The 16184-nt window shown below is 43.0% G+C and carries 13 protein-coding genes; 8 read left to right on the top strand and 5 right to left on the bottom strand.

Going from position 1 to position 16184, the window contains the following annotated elements:
• Positions 1-64: 64 nt before the first annotated feature.
• The 4 genes from Q4549_RS07860 (at position 65) to Q4549_RS07845 (ending at position 5878) form a co-directional block, all read left to right on the top strand.
• Positions 65-1702 carry a bifunctional diguanylate cyclase/phosphodiesterase gene (locus Q4549_RS07860; RefSeq protein WP_303550855.1) on the top strand — a complete coding sequence of 546 codons (1638 nt, stop codon included), beginning with the start codon at positions 65-67 and terminating at the stop codon, positions 1700-1702.
• Between the two features lie 551 nt (positions 1703-2253).
• Positions 2254-4026 carry a M28 family metallopeptidase gene (locus Q4549_RS07855; protein WP_303550858.1) on the top strand — a complete coding sequence of 591 codons (1773 nt, stop codon included), beginning with the start codon at positions 2254-2256 and terminating at the stop codon, positions 4024-4026.
• Between the two features lie 118 nt (positions 4027-4144).
• Positions 4145-5287: a GNAT family N-acetyltransferase gene (locus tag Q4549_RS07850; RefSeq protein ID WP_303550860.1), complete on the top strand. Its 1143-nt coding sequence runs from the start codon at positions 4145-4147 to the stop codon at positions 5285-5287.
• Between the two features lie 18 nt (positions 5288-5305).
• Positions 5306-5878, top strand: coding sequence for a DUF6151 family protein (locus Q4549_RS07845; RefSeq protein WP_303550863.1), 573 nt, complete (start codon positions 5306-5308; stop codon positions 5876-5878).
• A 194-nt stretch (positions 5879-6072) separates the two neighbouring features.
• On the opposite strand, the gene Q4549_RS07840 is transcribed toward Q4549_RS07845, so the two are convergent.
• Positions 6073-6537: a hypothetical protein gene (locus tag Q4549_RS07840; RefSeq protein WP_303512851.1), complete on the bottom strand. Its 465-nt coding sequence runs from the start codon at positions 6535-6537 to the stop codon at positions 6073-6075.
• 195 nt (positions 6538-6732) lie between these two features.
• Between Q4549_RS07840 and Q4549_RS07835 the strand changes: the two genes are divergently transcribed.
• Both Q4549_RS07835 and Q4549_RS07830 read left to right on the top strand, forming a co-directional pair.
• Positions 6733-8037 carry a hypothetical protein gene (locus Q4549_RS07835; protein WP_303550865.1) on the top strand — a complete coding sequence of 435 codons (1305 nt, stop codon included), beginning with the start codon at positions 6733-6735 and terminating at the stop codon, positions 8035-8037.
• A gap of 7 nt (positions 8038-8044) precedes the next feature.
• A complete protein-coding gene (locus tag Q4549_RS07830) occupies positions 8045-8188 on the top strand; it encodes a hypothetical protein (protein ID WP_303512853.1) in 144 nt (47 codons plus the stop codon).
• Positions 8189-8271: 83 nt separating this feature from the next.
• Here the strand turns inward: Q4549_RS07830 and Q4549_RS07825 are convergent, their stop codons facing one another.
• Complete coding sequence (locus tag Q4549_RS07825) at positions 8272-9486, bottom strand: DEAD/DEAH box helicase (protein WP_303550868.1); 1215 nt, start codon at positions 9484-9486, stop codon at positions 8272-8274.
• Positions 9487-9640: 154 nt separating this feature from the next.
• On the opposite strand from Q4549_RS07825, the gene Q4549_RS07820 reads away from it, so the two are divergent.
• Entirely contained in the window at positions 9641-9886 is a 246-nt protein-coding gene (locus Q4549_RS07820; RefSeq protein ID WP_303550871.1) for a Rho-binding antiterminator, read from the top strand.
• A gap of 74 nt (positions 9887-9960) precedes the next feature.
• Here Q4549_RS07820 and Q4549_RS07815 read toward each other — a convergent pair whose 3' ends face one another.
• The 3 genes from Q4549_RS07815 to leuC all read right to left on the bottom strand — a co-directional run bounded on the left by Q4549_RS07815 (position 9961) and on the right by leuC (position 13633).
• Positions 9961-11469: an alpha-isopropylmalate synthase regulatory domain-containing protein gene (locus tag Q4549_RS07815; protein WP_303550873.1), complete on the bottom strand. Its 1509-nt coding sequence runs from the start codon at positions 11467-11469 to the stop codon at positions 9961-9963.
• A 93-nt stretch (positions 11470-11562) separates the two neighbouring features.
• Positions 11563-12180 (bottom strand): 3-isopropylmalate dehydratase small subunit, encoded by a 618-nt coding sequence (leuD, locus tag Q4549_RS07810; RefSeq protein WP_303513049.1) that lies wholly within the window; start codon positions 12178-12180, stop codon positions 11563-11565.
• 49 nt (positions 12181-12229) lie between these two features.
• Entirely contained in the window at positions 12230-13633 is a 1404-nt protein-coding gene (gene leuC / locus Q4549_RS07805) for a 3-isopropylmalate dehydratase large subunit (protein WP_137674657.1), read from the bottom strand.
• 385 nt (positions 13634-14018) lie between these two features.
• On the opposite strand from leuC, the gene Q4549_RS07800 reads away from it, so the two are divergent.
• On the top strand, positions 14019-16160 hold the full coding sequence (locus tag Q4549_RS07800; RefSeq protein WP_303550876.1) for an alpha-amylase: 2142 nt from the start codon (positions 14019-14021) through the stop codon (positions 16158-16160).
• Positions 16161-16184: the final 24 nt, after the last annotated feature.

Genomic DNA, 16184 nt, shown 5'->3' with positions numbered 1-16184 from the left:
CATACTTTGATGATAGATCCAAAACGCATTTCGCGATTTAGGATGAAAGCTCAAGGGACTGAGTTTGGATAGACAAACTAGTAAGTTAAATTTAAAGGTATTAGCCGAACTAATCTTCGCTTTAGTGGCTATTTTAACCTTAGGCTTTTTGTTAGCGCGTTTCGAAGCGTTTGAATCTATATATAACTTCTCGCGCGCTCATGAAAGCTGGGAGTTAGACGAACTAATCATTATGCTGCTGTTATCACCGGTATTTTTGGTATGGGTGTTGGCACGTAGATGGATAGAAGCCTTACAAGAAGCAAAACTTAGAGACAAGCGCGAACGGCAATTAGCGTATCAAGCTACTCACGACCCCCTTACAAAATTACCCAATCGATTGTTACTTGAAGACCGACTTAGCCTTGCCGTAGCTCGCGCACAGCGCAACCATACTCAAATTGCAGTTATGATGTTAGATCTCGATGATTTTAAGCGAGTGAATGACGAACTTGGCCACGATGTTGGAGACCGCTTACTGGAACAGTTAGCCGCCCAGCTAAAAGCTTGCGTTCGAGCTGAAGACACCATTGCGCGTTTTGGTGGTGATGAATTCGTAATAGTACTTTGCAGTGCTAGCGAGCAGCAAGCCTGTTTGACACTCGTTGACCGTATTCTGGAAAACTGCGTAAAGCCGATTACCCTCAATGGTATAGAGCTAATAACTTCTGCCAGTGTAGGCCTCACCTTTTATCCCGATAACCATCATGAAGAGCTCGCACCGGACCAATTAATTCGCCAAGCTGATCAAGCGCTGTACCAAGCTAAATTAGCAGGTAAAAATTGCTACTCTATTTATAACAGCGAGAGTGCCAAAGCGATTAAGTGCTCCCACGCTAAACGTAAAGCGTTTGCTTACGCACTGAATAATCAGCAACTACAGCTATTTTATCAGCCTCAAGTGAATATTCAGACTGGCCAGGTGATAGGTGCCGAAGCGTTGTTACGTTGGCAGCATCCTAGTAAAGGCTTGCTCTCTCCAATGAGTTTCTTAGATGCTATTGAAGAGCACAGTTTAAGCATTGATTTGGGTGAATGGGTTATCGATACTGCCTTGGCGCAATTACAGCGCTGGCAGCTATCAAACTGTCGTTTCAAGTTGAGCATTAATATTGGTGCATTACATATTCAACAATCTAACTTTGCTGAACGTTTGCAACAGCAACTCGCTAAATATCCCAGTGTTAACCCAAACTGTTTACAGTTAGAAATTACCGAAACTGGCATTTTAGATGATCTGCAGAAGGTAGCGGGCACCATTACGCAATGTCAGAAGATGGGCGTGAGTTTTGCCTTAGATGATTTTGGTACCGGCTTTTCATCACTCACCTATTTACAAAGTTTGCCCGCAGAGTTGATTAAAATTGACCGCAGTTTCGTTCGAGATGAGTTAAATGACCCTAAAGACTTACGCATGATTCAAGGCATTATTAGCTTAGCCAAAGTTTTCTCTTTACCGGTTATCGCAGAAGGTGTGGAGTCTGAAGCGCAGCAAAATAAGTTACTTGGTTTAGGTTGCGAGCTTGCTCAAGGCTACTTGTATGCCAAAGCCTTACCAGCTGATGAGTTTTTATTATGGCTAACGGAATGGCAAACTCAGGAAAATAGCCAAAGTTCTTCTTCTAGGGGGGAGTATTCAAGTATTCCTAAGTTAGCCTTGTAAGTCTCTTGTTTAGTGGCTGTTTTTGCCTAAAGATAACGCATGAAATTAGCCATGTTAACAAGTATTGCGGTGAACAGATTTCTTACTATTTTTGCAACCTTAGCCTTATTTAGATGAGTTTACAGATGGTGGAATTAACCCTCTTTTAAAGCATTTTGTGTTTCGTAGGCAGAATGTATCCCTCGAAACGTAAACCCTATCCTATTTATTTTAAATGCTATTAATCTGCTTTTACCTGCCCTTTACTCTGTATTTTAAATAGACCGTAGCGTGTTATGTTGATTTTTGTGTGAATCGTCGAATCTCAGATTGTTGGGTTTGGCTTAACCTAGACCATGATGCTAATTTTATTATTCTTTTAGATAATAATGTCAATAACTGTCTCTTATACAAAAAACTACAAAATTTTCTCTAGTCAATTATTTGTTAGGATCTTGTTAAGGGTTTGCAATTGCAAATGCTTAATTTTAACAAGTTGTTGGTTTATTTTGCTATTAGGGTAGGCGGGAAGCTTGTCTGAGTTATCTAATAGACACTAAAAGGGAATCGTAATGCATAGTTACAAGCGAACATTAAAAGTCACCTTATTATTTGCACTTTCAGCAGGTTTGATAAGTGCTTGTTCAGAAGAGCAGAAAGCGACGTTAGGTGCAGAACTGCTTAGTAAGTCAATTTCTCAAGCGTCAATTTTAGATCATTTAGCCAGCTTAGAGGGCTTATCTTCAGCTACTACCGATGGAAACTCAATTACTCGAGTGGCTGGCAGTGAGGGCTATAGTTCTTCTGTAGAGTTTATTGTGGGCAAGATGGAAGCACTAGGTTACCAAGTGGAATTGCAAAGCTTCGACTTTAGGAGTTGGGAAGAGCTACCGGGCTCAGCGGTGCAAGTTGATGGAGTAAACTTATTAGGGATTTCTGACATTGCCGAAGGTGAAACGGCTGATTACGCAGCGATGTCTTACTCTGCGAGTTCAACTGGAAAAGTGATGGCTGATATCGCATTTGTTAGCCCAGACTTTCGCTTTGGCGCCGATGATTATGACAGTACCGATGGTTGCGAAGTGAGTGACTTTGATGGCTTAGAGTTAACAGGAAAAATCGCGGTTATTCAACGAGGTGGCTGTAGTTTTAACCAAAAAGTAGTGAACGCCCAGCAAGCAGGCGCAGCCGCTGCACTTATATTTAATCAAGGCAATGATGAAGGGCGTACAGCCGTTGTAAATGGCACCTTGGGGAGTGATAGTGAGGCGGTTATTCCAGCTTTTGGGGTAAGGTTTGACCTTGGTGAGCAATGGTATCAAGCGAGTTTAGTGGGGACGGTGACAGGGGAGCTGACCATATCCACGGATGACAACATGATCGTAACAGAAAACATTATCGCTGAAACTAAAAGAGGCGATGCCGAGCAAGTGGTGATGTTAGGCGCTCACTTAGACTCCGTTGCCGTAGGTCCGGGTATAAACGATAATGGTTCGGGTAGTGTGGGTTTATTAGAATACGCAACGCGCTTAGCTAAATATGAGCATTTGCTAAAGAACAAAGTTCGATTTGCCTGGTGGGCCGCGGAAGAAGCTGGTTTAGTTGGGTCTGAGTATTATACTAATGACTTGTTTGGCCCTCTATATAATACCGCTCAACAGCAAATATTGTTTGAGCTAGGCTTAGATGATGTGAGTGAATTAAGCCCAGAGCAAAGTGCACTGGTTGATCAACGTTACAACCAGCTTAATCACATTAAACTCTATTTGAACTTCGATATGATTGGCTCGCCAAACTACATATTCGGTGTAATGGACGGGGATTTATCTGACACCAAAGACAGCCCAGATAATGCTTATACTGGCGACTTTACTCCGCCTGTTGGCACCTCAAACATAGAGTCTGTTTTCAACCGCTTTTTTAGTGAACAGGCTGAACAAACAGTACCGCAAGCGCTGTCTAAACGTTCAGACTACGCAGGCTTTGCAGATTGGGGGGTGGCATTTGGTGGCTTGTTCACCGGAGCTGAACGCGTAAAAAGCGTAGCTGAAGCCGAAGCATTTGGTGGTGAAGCTGAGCAAGCTTACGATCCTTGTTATCACCAAGCGTGTGATGACTTAAACAATGTTAGTGCGAAAGCTGCATATATCAATACTCAAGCATTGGCGTATGTGACCACCTATTATGCGATGAAAAAAGAGTTGTTTCCTGTTGAGCCAGTGGTTCAGCAGGCGCGGTTTAGCTCATCAGCAACTTACCTACCTATTGGCACTAAGTTAAAAGCTGCCCCTAGTCATAGTGATCATGGACATTTCCATGGTGATTTAGACCAAGATAGAGAGTAAAGCGCTGTTCAATTAGTTATTGGGGGCTTTACGCCCCCAATTTTATTTCTTGTAACGGGTGTTGTTCTGGTCTGCTTTGTTATAGTTTGGTTGTTTATATGTAGCCAAGTGTGAGTTTGTGACCATAAGTTTAAAAGAAGCAGGTGAAATCCATCAGGTTCGTATTCAAAGCAAACTGAGTGATTGTAAATCGTCGCTGGATGCTAGCTCGCCTTTTTGTAATCCCATTTTTCTGGTCGCACTTGAAGAGCAACTTTGCGTAGGTGGCAACACCGGTTGGCAGCCTCATCACATTGAGTTGCCCGATCATCAAATAGTGATTCCTAGTTATATAAAGCAACACAGTTATGGTGAGTATGTATTTGATTGGGCGTGGGCCGACGCTTATCAGCGTTACGGTGTAGAGTATTATCCTAAGCTGGTCACTATGCAGCCCTTTACTCCTATAACTAGCAATAAGCACCTTGGTGGAAGCCTTAACGTATCGCTCATAAAGCAGTGGGTCGACAGTGTTTATACCGTTTGCGAGCAACAGCAATTAAGCTCTTGGCACTGCAACTTTATTGGTAAGGACTTAGCCGATGAATTTGCAGAACTTGGTTTAATGACCCGCCATGGAGTGCAGTTTGAATGGCTTAATAAAGGCTATCAAGATTTCAACGATTTTTTGGCTAGCTTTACTTCTCGTAAACGCAAAAACACCAATAAGGAGCGCCGAAGCGCTCAGCAAAATGTAGATGCTATTCATTGGAAGATTGGCGCTGATATAGACTCAGCCGCATTAGACGCTTTTTACCTGTGTTACCAAACCACTTATTTAAAGCGTGGCCAACAGGCATATTTGTCTCTCGCTTTCTTTAAACAGCTTTGCGAAAACATGGGTGAATCTATGTTGTTGGTGGTGGCCGAAAAAGATCAGCAAATTATCGCTTCAGCCTTATTCTTTTTTGATGAAACTAACCTTTATGGCCGTTATTGGGGGAGCGTACAACAAACCGATATGTTGCATTTTGAGCTGTGCTTTTACCAAGGGATTGAGTTTGCGATATCAAGAGGTATTAAACGCTTTAACCCTGGAACACAGGGAGAGCACAAACTGTTAAGAGGTTTTGAACCCATCACTACCTATTCATCGCATTATGTAAAAAGAAGTGACTTTTCCGCCGCTATCGCCGATTTTTGTCTGCACGAAAGAATGCAGATGGCGCAATATAAACAACAATGTTTACAGCTGCTTCCATACAAGCAAAGCTGTGACTAAAAGGAATACGGAATTCTAATGATTGATTTAGCGTTACGCTGTCATTGCGGCAAAATCGAAGGTGTAGTTAAGCAAGTCAGCGCTAATAGCTGCAACCGAATGGCGTGTTATTGTAAAGACTGTCGCCGATTTGCCAATCACTTGTCAGTAGATTCAAACACTCTAAATGAGTACGGTGGAACAGAGCTATACCAAGTGGCTCCAAATAGTTTACGCATCACCCAAGGTGCTGAACATCTAGCGTGTTTACGGTTAAAAAGAAAAGGTATTTACCGTTGGTATAGTGCTTGTTGTAATACGCCAATTGCTAATACCGTGAGTTTAAAGCTACCGTTTGTTAGTGTTTTCCATGACTTTGTAGCCGAAGGGCAACAACCAGACCTTAACTTAGGAAAATCTTTAGGTGCAGTTCATTCTGACCAAGCCTTAAAACCCTTACCTGAACACTTACAAGGTCAGTCTCAGCGTAAAATTGTTGTAAAAACAGTACTTAAATTGTTGTTGTGGAAACTTACGGGGAAGGGCAGGCCAAGTCCATTTTTTGAAGACTCAGGCAGATCAAAAGTGAAACCCATTATTCTTAAAGAATAATTACATTGCTTCTTGGTTTGCTGCTTTTACTTTGCGTTGTAAGTAATAAAAAATCACAATTTGAAAAAGCTTAAAACTTAACCAAAACATATCTCGTCTCCGGTGGTATATCCTAATGTCCCAGATCCGTGTGGTCGATTAATAGATGAGTAAATAATAAGAAAGCTCAATTTTTGAGCATTTTCTCAGGTTTGTTATCCGTTCGCAAGCTCTACTACAGATACACCTAATACCCAATAAATGGCATCAATGGCCTGCTGTTTGTCACCCCACTTTTCTGTGAGCAAACTCTGTAAACGTTGAATACCCGTTACTGTCATTGAACTGGTATCTTCACGCGTAGCGTTACTTACCAACAGGTGAACCACAGTTTTAAATACTTTTTCGTTTAAACAGTTATGCCAAGATGCCTTAAACGTGTCTGGGTTAGTAAAGTCCAGTTGAGTCATCAATACTGGAAACACTTTTCCGCGTAAGGCTTCACCAAAATCTGTTTTAGTGGGGTAGTAGGCCTGAACACTACTTTTGCCAATACCAAACTCTTTCGCCATATTGTTTAACGTAATGTAATCCCAGCCTCGTTCAAAGAAACAATTAAGTACGATTGCATCGTATTTTTCTTTGTTCTCTTGCCGTTTTTCTACAGTAATTCTTGCCATATGCTCCTCCGATTTCGAGCAATATAACATTTTATTCGTCCTTTGGATAAATAAAATGTTGACTTAATGGGTCCTGGGGACGTAATATGCGTCTCGTCATAAGGAATTGAACAACGAAACAAGGAGATATTTGGTTTATTTGTAGCGGGCTATTCGAAATTAGATGGTGTTGAGCCCAACTTTAAAGGTAGAAAAATGAAAAGAACTGTTTTAGCAACTCTCATTGCGATTAGCCCACTGGCCTTAACGGGTTGTTTAGATAACTCTAGCACTTCTGATGACTCTGAACTGCAGGCGCGCACGGTTAGTGTAAAATTGCAGTCACCAGCCTCAATTGGTCTTAAAGAGGGTGAGCGCGAAGGCAATGATTTACACGAGAAGGTAATTAAGGTTTATGACAACAACGGTTACCCCCACTTTCTCCGGGTCGATGGTTACCAAGTACTGGTAAACGACTTTATCGATGGAGTAGGCGCTAGAGAAGTTCTTATCGATATCGAAGATATCAGCAAAGCTGACAGCTTTGACATTGAGGTTACCGGTGAAGCTCACATTAAGCTAATCGCCCCTATTACCTATTTTGATGGTGACGTAGCTTACTCGTATACTGCAGTAGCTGAAGAAACTGTAACTCGTGAAACCAACGAGGTGTTGCTTTATGCTGAATATGATCCTTCGTTTAGCTACGTTACTGTTCGAGCTTCAGAAGACGTCGACCGTGCCAACACCTATGTAAATGATGAAAACTTGGCTGCTGCTTTAAACGAGGACGGTACTGACGCATACCACACGGTTTATATTCAGAAAGAGTCAGTAATTGAAATAACCACAACTTATGGTTCAACAACAGTAGATGCATTGGCCTATGACCCCAAAAAACCAGAGCATTACCCTTTTAACATTACTAAAACTGAAGATGGTGGGATTATTATTGTTCCTCCTAAATTTGGCGAGCCGATTGAAATTTCACCTGTAGAGCCAATCATCACTAAGTCTCAAGTGATGTTTGCTGAAATCACCGAAACTAGCATTACTGGCGCAGTTACGTTGGTGTCTAAACCACGAGGTGGGAAACCTAAAGATTTTGAGGCCACTGTTAAAACGGTAGTTGGCAATGAAAATCTTGGAACCATTGGCGATAGAAATCTAGATTTTACTTACGATTTACTTACTCATACGGGTAATATTCAGCCGTATGTGAACATCTACGTGGATGGGACTCTTGAAGTAACGCATGACGATGAGACGATTACTTTAGAGCAAGTGAAGTCGGTAACTTACTATGGTAACGGCCGAGAGACTGTCACCGTGAGATTTGAAAGCTCTGATGTACCAAGTAAAACATTTGATTTATCTGAAGTTTTACACCTAAACGTAACCAACCAGTTGGACAACAATGGCAGAGGCAATTTTTGGGTTCGCTTAAATGATGAAGACGCAAATTCAGGTACCCCTATTACTATTCGTACTTACGATTTTAGCTTGAGCTCGGAGGAGTAATATAGTTATGCTACCGATTTTAAACGGCCTTGTAGTACTGTTGATGGTAATTGTTGCGATGTATCTGATGATACGCAAAGTTGTTCAAGGTTTGGTTGTGTTACCAGTCGCGCTGAGTGCTAATACCCAAGAAGAAAAAATTACTAGCTAACATTACTCATTAGCTTTTAGACCAATTAAAAAACCAGGGGCAATATAGCTTCTGGTTTTTTGCGTAGAGTATTTTTGGCTGAATTAGCTTTTTCTATTTTTATAGTGGCCGTTGCCTTTTTTAGATTTAGGTTTGTAGTTAAGAATAGAAACCGGAACCTCTTTAGTCGGTACAAAGCCTTCTACTTCTTTTCGTTCGATTAAGTGACCAATACGGCTTTCTATGGCACAAAGGTTTCTAAAGTCATCTCTAGAGACAAATGATATCGCTTCGCCTTGGGCTCCAGCTCGGCCAGTTCTGCCAATGCGGTGAACGTAGTCATCGGCTTGGTCTGGCAAATCGTAGTTTACTACGCGGCTCAGTTCATCAATATCAATACCACGAGATGCGATCCCTGTGGCCACTACAAACTTTACTTCGCCAGCCTTAAAATTTTCTAGTAGCTTGTTTCTTGACGCTTGGCTTCTGCCGCTATGAAAAGCCTCAGCGGCAATGCCTCGTTTTTCTAACTGACTCACTAACTTAGCAGAACCGTGTTTGGTTTGAATGAAAATGAGCGCTTGTTGCCAGTCATTTTCCTTAATCATATGGCTGAGCAGCGCAGATTTTTTATCTTTATCTACGGTAATCAAGCACTGGTCGATTTTGGGTGCGTTATCGACATGGTTGCTTACCGAAATTTCTACCGCATCGTTAATGGTGGTTTTCGCTAAGGCTTTAACTTGCTTTGACAGGGTCGCCGAGAATAGCAGGCTTTGGCGATTGTCTGGTAAGCGGTCAACAATTTTAGTGATATCGTCGATAAAGCCCATGTCTAGCATGCGGTCGGCTTCATCTAGCACCAGAGTTTCTAGTTGATCAAAATGTACCGCTCTTTGGTACATCATATCTAGCAACCTTCCTGGGGTGGCCACGAGTATGTCTACCCCGTAAATTAGCGCTTGTTTCTGAGGTTCTGAATCAACGCCACCCACCATCGCCAACGAGCTTATTTCTAGATATTTGGCGTAGTCTACAATATTTTTTTCTACTTGCTGTGCTAATTCACGAGTGGGAGTGAGTATTAATGCTCGTACTCGTTTACCGCGTAAATCTTCACCTTGTTGGCTGATTTTTTCCAAGATAGGTAACACAAAGCTGGCCGTTTTACCGGTACCTGTTTGCGCAGCGCCCATTACATTCTTACCGGCTAATACCAAGGGGATTGCTTGCTGTTGAATAGGGCTTGGAGTTTGGTATTTTAGCTCTGCTAAAGCGTGCAAAATTGGCGTGCTTAATCCGAGTTTGGAAAATGGCATGATAGTTCTCAGGTCAACAAAGAAGGCTGTTGCTATTATAGTGGCTAGCAACACAAATTAATAAGGCGCGCAGTGTAACACGTAAGCCTGTGTAAGCTAGTCTAGTGATTGGCGGTCTGTTGTACTGTTAACAGCACTAAATGAAGAGGCCTAAATGATTTCTTGCCAAGATTATGACTATATCGAAATAGTATGCATGTATCATTTTCCTATAAGGATCGAGCTTGTAATCGGCGAGACGATTCAAGGTAAAGCCTTGGATACACAAAGAAATACAGAACAAGAGGAATGTATAAAAGTATTGGTAGGCGAAGATGAGCGCTTAATAAACTTAAGCTCGATTAAACGTTTAACAGTACTCATGGATAACCCACACTTTCATGCCGTTGAGTTCAATTGATTTGGCTATGTCACTATTGTTTTGACGTAAAAAAGACGAGCACGCTCGCCTTTTTAGTTAACCGAAACCTTATGTTACGCAGGCTGGCGTTGATGTAACCTTACGTTTAACATGCGCAGGGTCGCTTGAATACCGGCAAATACTTGGTTTGAGTTAACCCCACGAGTATGGAACTGCTTGGCGTCATCGGCCCATTGAATCACACATTCTGTTAAGGCATTTGCTTGACCACCTGGAGGAATACGTACTTCGTAATCAAGAAGTTCAGGCATGGTTAGATCAGCTTCAGAAAGCGGGTAGGCTAGCGCCTTCATAAAGGCATCAAACCCACCGTTGCCGTGGCCAGAGCTTTTGTAGACTTCATCACCAATCCGCAGACGAATATTGGCAGAGGATTCTAAATCTAAGCCGCTGGTGATCGAGCAGTTAAGTAACTCAATATGGGCGAAATCATTGCTTTCCATAATGTCGGCAATAATAAACGGCAAATCGTTAGGGGTAATAGTGGCTTTTTGGTCGCCTAATTTAACAATTTTATCCAACAGCTTTTTCTGGTTCTCTGGCGATATTTCTATCTCCATCGCTTCAAGGTTTTTAATGATTGAAGCTTTACCGGCCATTTTTCCTAAGGCATAACTGCGTTCGCGGCCAAAGCGCTCTGGGCTAAGCTCGGTAATATATAAACCGCCTTTTTGGTCACCGTCGGCATGAATACCAGCCGTTTGGGTAAACACATCGGCGCCTACAATAGGCGTATTGGCCGCTAAACGTTTGCCCGAAAAGCTCTCTACTAGCTTGGCAATATTGTGAATTTCTTTTTCATCAATATTAAGCTTAAAGCCAAGTTTATCTTTGAGCACAACCGATACTTCAGCTAGCGAGGCATTGCCCGCACGTTCACCTAAACAGTTCATGGTGCAATGCAATGCCGCCACACCGGCTTCTGCCGCTGCCATAGCATTTGCGGTGGCTAAACCATAATCGTTATGCGGGTGGAAATTAAACTTTATGTTTGGGAAGCGGCTAATCATATCGCTTAGGCTACTTGATACTTCTTTTGGTGCCATAACGCCCAGTGTATCGGGTAGCATAAAATGCTCAATGCCTAAGTCTTTCAGGGCTTCAACCAAGGCGTAAACGTAGTCAGGGCTGTTAGCATAGCCGTTTGACCAATCTTCTAAATACACATTTACACTCAAACCTTGGCGTTGTGCGTAGCTTACCGTTTGTTTAATGTCGGCAATGTGTTGTTCTAGCGTTTTACCCAGTTGGTTAGTGCAGTGATTAAGGCTGCCTTTGGTTAGTAGGTTGATGATCTTCGCGCCGGATTCAACAATCCAATCCACGCTTTTGGTGTGATCAACAAAACCTAAAATTTCAATTTGTTGTAAATGGCCAGCGCCTTTTGCCCAATCGGTAAGCTGCTGTACAGCTGATTTCTCGCCGTCTGATACACGAGCGGATGCCACTTCAATGCGATCAACTTTTAGAGATTGGAGTAGGGCTTTGCCTATGCTGACTTTTTCCTGAGGGAAATAAGACACACCTTGGGTTTGTTCGCCATCGCGAAGGGTAGTGTCCATGAGTTGTATTGAGCGGTTTTGCTCCATAAACCATGTCTCGCAGTTAAGAAAATTGCTAAAAGCAGGCGCAGCCTTAGCTGCGCCTAGCTACAACTAAGCGCTTGGCCACAACCAAGGTAGTTGTTGTTTGTGTTTCACTTCAAATTCGTCGATTTTATCTTCAAATTTCAAGGTCCAACCGATGTCATCAAGACCTTTAGATAAAGTCTCTTTGCGGAATGGGTCAACATCAAACGCAATTTTGTTACCCGCTGGGGTGTTAATTACTTGATTCTCTAAATCGATAGTAATTGAAATGCCTGGTGCAGCTTCTACTTCATCCATTAATGCTTGCAGTGTTTCTGCATCTACTTTAATTGGCAATATGCCATTTTTAAAGCAGTTGCTAAAGAAAATGTCAGCGTAACTGGTTGAAATAATAGTATTAAAACCGTAATCGGCAATTGACCATGGTGCGTGTTCACGTGAACTACCACAACCAAAGTTATCACCAGCGATTAGGATTTTTGCGCCTTTAAACTCAGGGCGGTTTAACTCAAACTCTGGATTGTCAGAACCGTCTTCTAGGTAACGCCAATCGTGGAATAAGTGGATACCAAAACCGGTGCGCTCAACTTTCTTCAAGAATTGCTTTGCAATGATTTGGTCTGTATCAACGTTACTGCGGTTCATTACCGCAGCAACAGAGTTGTGTTTTTCATATGGTTGCATCATTAACTCCAAAAATTTAACTCACATCGATTAACTCAATGTGTTTACATTATTTCCAATTACGTAAATCGACGAACTTACCTTCAACGGCTGCGGCTGCGGCCATTGCTGGTGATACAAGGTGGGTACGACCCCCTTTACCTTGACGTCCTTCGAAGTTTCGGTTTGAAGTTGAAGCACAACGTTGCTCAGGTTGAAGGTAATCACCATTCATGGCTAAACACATTGAACAACCTGGCTCACGCCATTCCCAACCCGCGTCAATGAAGATTTTATCTAAACCTTCTTTCTCGGCTTGTTCTTTTACTGGGTAAGACCCTGGTACAGCAATAGCTTGTACGCCTTGGGCAACTTTTTTGCCTTTGGTCATTTCAGCGGCTGCACGGAAGTCTTCGATGCGACCATTAGTACAAGAGCCTACGAATACCACATCAACTGGGAAATCTGTCATTTTCTTGCCAGCTTCTAGGCCCATGTAGTTAAGGGCGCTTTTAGCAGCGAGTGACTTAATTGAGTCTTCGATTTGAGCTGGATCTGGAATAGCTTGATCCACTGGAAGTACTTGCTCAGGCGAAGTGCCCCAAGTGATTTGCGGAGCGATGTCAGCGGCAGCTAATTCTACTACTGCGTCGTACTCTGCGCCTTCATCAGTGGTTAGTGATTCCCAGTAAGCAACGGCTTGCTCCCAGTACTCACCTTGAGGGGCAAATTCTTTGCCTTTCAAGAAATCATAGGTTTTTTGATCAGGAGCGATAAGGCCAGCACGTGCACCGCCTTCAATAGCCATGTTACATACGGTCATACGACCTTCCATGCTAAGGGCTTCAATAGCGCTACCGGCAAATTCGATAACATAACCAGTACCGCCTGCGGTACCAATTTTACCAATAATGGCTAGAACAATGTCTTTAGCAGTAGCGAATTCAGAAAGTTCGCCATCTACTTTCACCAGCATGGTTTTTGATTTTTGCTGTTGGATGGTCTGAGTAGCCATGATGTGCTCTACTTCAGAAGTACCAATACCAAAGGCTAGGGCGCCAAAGGCACCATGAGTAGCGGTATGGCTATCACCACAACATACCACCATACCTGGATGTACAAAGCCATGCTCAGGTACAACAATATGAATAACACCATTGTTGGCGTTGTTCATGTCGTAAAGGTTAATGCTGTTGTCGGCACAGTTTTGCGCCATCACTTCGATTTGTTTTTTGCCAATTGGGTCTGGCAAGCTTACGCGGTCGGCTGCTTTAGTTGGAACACAGTGGTCCATTGTAGCCAGAATGCTGTGTGGGTTACGAACCGGGCGATTAGCAATGCGTAAACCTTCGAAGGCTTGCGGGCTAGTTACTTCGTGCATGAGGTGACGATCAACAAAAAGGATAGATGCGCTACCTTTTGGTTCGTGGACTACATGCGCGTCCCAGATCTTTTCGTACATTGTTTTTTTCATGGCTTCCTTTACACCCTGTCTGTTGCTCTCACTCGCGTTGTTTTTATATCTCTGTCAAGCGTTAAGCGAATACGACTAACTTAAACTGTTTATTTTCTCTGTCTGCCAATTACGATTTTTAAGCTAAAAATAGCGCTTAAATAACCACAATTAAGACCCGACATCATAAAACAACATCACAGGTGCAGCAAGGGGCACGAGGGATTCATTGTTGATCTGGCGGCCAAGTTGATGTTTTGCCAAATGAAAGCGCTGTCAGTCATAAAAATCACAAATAATCATGCTTTGTTAGTGAAAACTTAAGTAGCTTTTGTTTTCATCATTCCAAATGGTTGAACGAGGTGTTTGCTCGCAGGGTGCGATGTACAAATACCATGGAGGTTGAATGAAAGGTTTTAAACTTGGTTTATTAAGTGCCGCGTTAGTTATGGCGGGCGGTTCGGCAAATTTGTCGGCGGCAATGATCAAAACCCCTTTGTACATGAATTATGCCGATAGCGGCGTAAATGTTGAGCAACGCTTAAAGTTTGCAGGAAAGAGTCGCTACAAGATTACGGTACCTCTAGAAAAAGGCATTTATAACTTCCAGGTGTCTGATGAAGGTCAACAATGTGGCCTACGTTACGGCCCCGCCGATGAAGCGAAAATGCGCTTTTCCAAACCTCAAGGCTTGAACGACTGCGCCGAAGACAAGTTCTTCGAGCTAAACATTCGTTTTGCTGGCAATTATGAGCTGATTTTAGATAACTCCGATGCCGATAAACCTACTTTACAAGTATCGCGTAAAGCCAAAGCGTCTACCTTCAAACGTAAACCTCCAGCCGTGGATTGTATTGCTTGGGATGGTCAACCGGTTACCGTTGACGTTAGCTCTACCTTTAGTAACGGCGAAACGGTAAAAGACTTCTATTCTGGTCAAACACAAAAAGTTACTAACGGCACTGTTACCATGCAACCAGACCCCGCAAGCGGCGGAGTATTGTTGCTAGAAGCGGCGGATGCTGAAGCCAGTGAGTTCTCGTGGGATAACGCCAGCGTTTATTTCATCATGACAGACCGTTTCAATAACGGTGATACTAGCAATGATTACCCGCTAAATCGTAAAGCCGACGGTAAACAAGAAATTGGCACCTTTCAAGGTGGCGACTTTAGCGGTATTACGGCCAAGTTAGATTACATTAAAGATTTAGGCATGAACGCCATTTGGGTTACCCCAATTGTTGAACAAATTCATGGCTTCATTGGCGGTGGTGAAAAGGGTAGTTTCCCATTCTATGGTTACCATGGTTATTGGGCTTTAGATTTTACCAAGATTGATCCAAACCTAGGCAGTGAAGAAGACTTTGGCCGCTTTGTAGATGAAGCGCATAAGCGTGGTATTCGAGTATTGGTAGACGTTGTAGTGAACCATGTTGGTTATCCTACAATGGATGATATGCAAACCTTTGGTATCAACGCTATGGCACCTGGCGCCCCAGTGCCTAAGCAGTGGACTGATTGGCAACCTGATTTCGAAAAAGGCCACAACTGGCATCGCTACAACAACTTTATTCGCTGGAGTTCTAGCGACTGGGCTGACAAATGGTGGGGACCAGATTGGGTTCGTAGTGGCATGGCTGGATATACTGCTCCTGGCGGCGATGATATCACTATGAATTTAGCTGGCTTGCCAGATCTAATCACCGAAAGCACTAAGCATGTAGGCTTGCCACCTATTCTAAAAAATAAGAAAGATACCAAAGCTGTTGAGCGTGAAGGTTATACGGTATTGGATTATTTGGTGGAGTGGCACACCAACTGGGTACGTGACTACGGTATTGATGGCTTTAGAGCAGATACCGTTAAACACGTAGAAGCCGAAGTATGGGGCAAGCTAAAAGACTCTGCGACAGAAGCGTTAGCTGAGTGGAAAAAAGAAAACCCTGAGAAAGCAATAGATGACAAACCGTTTTGGATGGTGGGTGAAGTATGGCACCACGGGGCTTACCGTGATTTCTACTTCGATAACGGCATGGATAGCTTAATTAACTTTGAATATGCAGGTGAAAGTGCTGCACTTAAAGGCTCTCAGTGTTTAGCGCAAAATGAGAAAATGTACGCGACTTATGCCAAAGACATAAACAGCGATCCTACGTTTAACTTGCTTACTTACATTAGTTCGCACGATACCAAGTTGTTCTATTCAAACTATGAAGATATTCCGCTACAAGCAGGAGCGGGTACAGCATTGTTGATGATGCCTGGTGGCGTGCAACTGTATTATGGTGATGAGAGTGGGCGACCACGTGGTCCGCAATCGGATGCATTTGATTCGCCGACTCGTTCATTTATGAATTGGGAACAAATTGATAAAGAAGCGGATCGCCAAGCTTTGGTTAAACACTGGCAAACAGTGGGTCAGTTCCGAGACCGTCACGTAGCGGTTGGAGCTGGTGAACACAACAAGATCAGTGACCAGCCCTATGCCTTTAGCCGCACTAAAGGCGACGACAAAGTCGTTGTTGTATTTGCGGGCATCAAGCAATAACAAATAAAAAATAAACGGTAATAG

Origin of the sequence: Agarivorans sp. 2_MG-2023 (assembly GCF_030548085.1) — a bacterium.
Classification (GTDB): domain Bacteria; phylum Pseudomonadota; class Gammaproteobacteria; order Enterobacterales; family Celerinatantimonadaceae; genus Agarivorans.
The sequence above is the reverse complement of the archived record's forward strand: the minus strand, read 5'-3'. Positions and strand labels throughout refer to the sequence as shown.

Bases quoted from the DNA above. Each gene is read 5' to 3' on its own strand.
- Q4549_RS07835 (WP_303550865.1), top strand. From the start codon at position 6,733: ATGAAAAGAACTGTTTTAGCAACTCTCATTGCGATTAGCCCACTGGCC.
- leuC (WP_137674657.1), bottom strand. From the start codon at position 13,633: ATGAAAAAAACAATGTACGAAAAGATCTGGGACGCGCATGTAGTCCAC.
- Q4549_RS07825 (WP_303550868.1), bottom strand. From the start codon at position 9,486: ATGCCATTTTCCAAACTCGGATTAAGCACGCCAATTTTGCACGCTTTA.
- Q4549_RS07800 (WP_303550876.1), top strand. From the start codon at position 14,019: ATGAAAGGTTTTAAACTTGGTTTATTAAGTGCCGCGTTAGTTATGGCG.
- Q4549_RS07855 (WP_303550858.1), top strand. From the start codon at position 2,254: ATGCATAGTTACAAGCGAACATTAAAAGTCACCTTATTATTTGCACTT.
- Q4549_RS07815 (WP_303550873.1), bottom strand. From the start codon at position 11,469: ATGGACACTACCCTTCGCGATGGCGAACAAACCCAAGGTGTGTCTTAT.
- Q4549_RS07830 (WP_303512853.1), top strand. From the start codon at position 8,045: ATGCTACCGATTTTAAACGGCCTTGTAGTACTGTTGATGGTAATTGTT.
- leuD (WP_303513049.1), bottom strand. From the start codon at position 12,180: ATGCAACCATATGAAAAACACAACTCTGTTGCTGCGGTAATGAACCGC.
- Q4549_RS07840 (WP_303512851.1), bottom strand. From the start codon at position 6,537: ATGGCAAGAATTACTGTAGAAAAACGGCAAGAGAACAAAGAAAAATAC.
- Q4549_RS07845 (WP_303550863.1), top strand. From the start codon at position 5,306: ATGATTGATTTAGCGTTACGCTGTCATTGCGGCAAAATCGAAGGTGTA.
- Q4549_RS07820 (WP_303550871.1), top strand. From the start codon at position 9,641: ATGATTTCTTGCCAAGATTATGACTATATCGAAATAGTATGCATGTAT.